Here is a 4,182-nt window from a genome sequence, read left to right as displayed (position 1 = left end):
TACATTACGCCTTTATGAAACTTCTTTAATGGGAGCCTGTTATCATCAACTTGCTATGAATCCCAATGAAGAATTAAGTATCCAGATACTCGGCTATCCAGAAGTGACATGGGATGGTGAAGGTATTTTTAAAACAGGCTTTATTTGTCCTTCAATGTGGCTTGATGCTTATTTTACTTCGGTGATTGTGCGTGATAAACCTAGCATGGGTGTATTGGCGAACTTTCCGATTTCTTTGATGAGACAGAGCTCTACCAAAGCGGGTGAGCTGTCTTATATGCTAGTAGATGTCATTCAGTCGTTCCATAACCGCACGTCGGACTACCCTGATAAACTGGTGGCCGCGATGGACGCGGCAGTTTCTCAGGGTGATGATTGGGCATTAGAAATCGCCATGGGTATTTTGGAAACTTTTGCGGCCCTGACAACTGACATCGGTTATGACTTTGAAGAAGTACTCATTAAGAACCTACAGTTCCAAGAGCAATACCAAATGAGGCTCGATAAGCCAGAGGGCTTAATTTCTATAGAAACCTTCATATCTTTCCCTCTGCTTGGTATGGCATGTATGTGGTACGACAAAGGCAACCGTCTATCTGTTGAAACTGGTTGGCTTCCACCCTATCTTGTTGAAGGACGTTGGCTAGAAGATGTAAAAGCAGGGAAGATCACTCGATAAATCCTTTAGTTAGCAATTCAGTAAATAATCCACCTTTCACGAGGTGGATTATATGTTTACCGATATTCAATCAACTCCATCTAGTGGATTGACTCAACAGGTTTCCTCTGTGAAGAAGGGTTAAAACGCTTACAGCAAATGTTGGCAGAGTATCAGGCACAAAATAACTTTCCCCCAAGAGGTTTGCGATCAGATTTTAGAGGCAGCAAAAGAGTCATCCGTCGGAGAAGATGGCGTTCTCTCGCAAGTCAAAATCCGAAAGCCAAAAGGTAAAAAACATATCAGAAGCTCTAGTCAAAATTCCAGTCAATGAATTAATAAAACTAACGGTATCTCGCCCTTTTTGGGGGCATTAAGCGTTGGATGGGAGCCTACGAGCGATTTTTACCCAGCAGTCGGTGAAGGTGGAGTTAATCAATTTCTAGGAGAAACTAAAAGTTGGGACGATAGCTAGGTTATCCCATTGCAAAGTTGAGGATAAAATGAATTTTGAAGATGATCTTGTGACTATACTCATAAATTTCAGAGATAACATTATTAATGATATGGCTCTTAAAAAGTGGGTTACTAATAATGAGTGCGATTTAAAAGCCTTGCTAGGAAAGTCAGGGCTTACTTTGAAAATAAATAATGGTGATAGAAAGGCAGTTACGTCTGTAATTGCTCAATATAGTGGCTCGGAAAAAACTTATTTTATATAAGGAGGGCCCCTTCAAAGGCTTGACCGACGTTGAGTGCTGTGAAACAGCAATTGCTATGGCAGTTTCTAATGGAATTCTAAAAAAGTGCCTCAACCTCATTGGTTTCAGCCGTCCACTAAAGAGATCGGGGCCGCCGAGTTTTACGAATCTATAGGCAGTAAATCTGTTTGGAATCTGGTAATCCCAGAGCGAGCATCTAGAGGGTACTGGAAAAAATAAGTTAGATCTCTATTTTTGGCGTTCATGTTTCGTGACACATGGCATTTTATGGCTAAGACTCAACGGTATGTCACTTAACTAGGAGTTGTCCCCTAAAAAATAATGGCGTGTTTTCTTACAACCAGGAGACTACGGTATGGCCTACCTTGTAGAAGAACCCAAAACCCAGGGAAATTATTCTCGTAGACGTTAAGAGGTATTAGCCCACTAGACAGCCGTAAGGTTGGAAATATGGCATATCAGCAAGGGACAACTGAATATGCAACTGCAATTACTGATCTAATGGCTCAAAAGGACAAAGATACAACCGAATGGAAAGCGGCCAGAAGTATAAAAAGCATTGAGAAAAAAAACTCCTGTTAGATATATTCACACCGCAGCGGCTATTTCTGATGCTGGAGAGGTTTCTTCAGTTAATGTAAAAGAATTTAACGTAGAATTAGGGCTGGATTAAATGTCTGATAATAAAAAGAAAGTTAGCATGAGGAGAAAGGTGGAACCTCAATTGACACCAAATGATGTCGCTGACTACCAAATGTATATCAATGAAGATTTAGATGAGCGCAAAGAGCTAATAGCAATCCGTAGGGAGAACTTAGTCGCTCTTAGCGACGACGTTTCAGAACAAGTGAGGTGGTATAGTTGCTTTCCACCTTCAATAGAAACTGAACAAATCGGAACACTTTGCCTTTATGAGGCATCATTGATGCGTGCTTTTTACCATCAACTTGCCATTAAACCAAATGAACCTCAAAGCGTTAAATTACCTGATTATCCAGAAGTGACATGGAAAGGCGAAGGTATTTTGAAAACTGGATGTTTACACCCTAATCGATGGCTAGATGCTTATTTTACTTCGGTGACTGTGCGTGATAAACCTAGCATGGACATATTGGCAAACTTTCCGATTTCTTTGATGAGACAGAGTTCTACCAAAGCGGGCGAGTTATCTTATATGCTAGTAGACGTCATTCAGTCGTTCCACAACCGCACATCGGACTACCCAGATAAGCTGGTTGCAGCAATGGACGCGGCGGTAGCTCAAGGGGATAACTGGGCGTTGGAAATTGCGATGGGGATCCTAGAAACCTTCGCAGCGCTCACTACTAATATTGGTTATGATTTTGAGGAAGTGCTCGTTAAAAACCTACAGTTCCAAGAGAAATATCATCTTCGAGAATTGGGACCAGATAGGATAGGCATCAGAACTTTTATCAACTTCCCTCTGCTTGGCATGGCATGTATGTGGTACGACAAAGGCAACCGTCTATCTATTGAAACCGGTTGGCTTCCACCCTATCTTGTTGAAGGACGTTGGCTAGAAGATGTAAAAGCAGGGAAGATCACTAGATAAATTCTCTTTACTTATAAGCCATCTTTTACGAGGTGGCTTATAAGTTTATGGTGAGGGGTTCGTTGTTACGCGATTACAAAAGAGGCAGCGAAGCGTTTTACTTCAAAGCAGTTGTTCAAAATGATTAAATCAGGAAGACTTCTCGACGGATTTAATCATTCACCATAAGACCTCTTTTATTTCGGAAAGGGGATAACTCGTTCAATAACTTCAGGGTAATGAATTCCAAGCCTCATCAGAAGTACAATAAGCGATTGCACTGGTACGATGAAGGCAAAATATATATCAAAAATAGAGTTTTAAATATGAGAAGCTCAGACGTAATGCTCGATCAATTCACCGAAAAAGAAGGGTTTGAGTGCTTTGGAGAGTTGAATGACGTATCAATTCATGAAATGGAAAATCAGCTAGGATTATCCTTTCCGGAGCCATATAAAGTTTTTCTAAGAAAATATGGTTACGTTGAGTGGTTTGGTCATACGATTTATGGATACTCTGAAGATGAGGACTATCTTACAGTTGAGCGCACTCTTGAACTTCGCGAGGATGAGATACCGAGTGATTTTGAGAAAATACCACAAAACGGTTGCGTATTAGAGCGCTATGCCGGAGGTGGCTACTACTTTTTATTTTCAAATGAATCAGAAAGATCGGGGCAAGTAGCCCTTTTCATAGATGAATTGTTTGGTAAAGAAGCCCAATCATGGACAACATTTGAGGCATTTTTGGAATATATGCTCAGCCTTTGAACTGTTGTTACATAGAGCCTCAATTTCGAAGCCAGGCGACTTTGATATGATTTACGAGGCACCAACTGAAATTACATACACAAGCAGAAATACCCTCTAGCGGTAAGGTTTCCAAGTTCAAAGCAAAAGAGTTTGATATAGATATAGGAGAGTTCAGAAGTGGTTGATAGCTCAGAGGTAAAAAAGGTTGAACGAGTAGCTCATGTTGAACTAAGTGATTTTGAAAGAGAAGCTTATCGAGAAGAAATAAAAGAGAGTTTAGACAAAAGGAAAAGGCGCATATCTATAAAAAGAGAAAACTTGGTTTACTTGAGCGATGGTATTTCTTATCAGCTCCGTCTGTATACATGGTTACCTCCATTAGACGATGATGAGAGAATCGGCACGCTATGTCTATATGAATCATCATTGATGCGTGCTTTTTACCATCAACTTGCCATCAAGCCAAGCGAGCCTCAAAGCATTAAATTACCTGATTAT

The 4,182-nt window shown here is 40.6% G+C and carries 4 protein-coding genes and 2 pseudogenes; all 6 read left to right on the top strand.

Annotated features, from left to right (window positions below; all coding sequences use genetic code 11):
- Positions 1-679, top strand: a 679-nt coding sequence (locus R7Q46_RS24555) for an immunity 49 family protein (protein WP_318077851.1), incomplete at its 5' end; no start/stop codon positions are given.
- A gap of 63 nt (positions 680-742) precedes the next feature.
- Positions 743-965, top strand: a pseudogene (locus R7Q46_RS24550) (hypothetical protein); the annotation flags it as partial.
- 196 nt (positions 966-1,161) lie between these two features.
- Entirely contained in the window at positions 1,162-1,380 is a 219-nt protein-coding gene (locus tag R7Q46_RS24545; protein ID WP_033905291.1) for a hypothetical protein, read from the top strand.
- A gap of 700 nt (positions 1,381-2,080) precedes the next feature.
- Positions 2,081-2,953 carry an immunity 49 family protein gene (locus tag R7Q46_RS24540; protein ID WP_318077853.1) on the top strand — a complete coding sequence of 291 codons (873 nt, stop codon included), beginning with the start codon at positions 2,081-2,083 and terminating at the stop codon, positions 2,951-2,953.
- Between the two features lie 305 nt (positions 2,954-3,258).
- Positions 3,259-3,702, top strand: coding sequence for an SMI1/KNR4 family protein (locus R7Q46_RS24535; protein ID WP_213964463.1), 444 nt, complete (start codon positions 3,259-3,261; stop codon positions 3,700-3,702).
- Between the two features lie 159 nt (positions 3,703-3,861).
- A pseudogene (locus R7Q46_RS24530) lies at positions 3,862-4,182 on the top strand (hypothetical protein); the annotation flags it as partial.

The sequence above is a fragment of the Vibrio sp. 811 genome, from assembly GCF_033339195.1.
The sequence above is the reverse complement of the archived record's forward strand: the minus strand, read 5'-3'. Positions and strand labels throughout refer to the sequence as shown.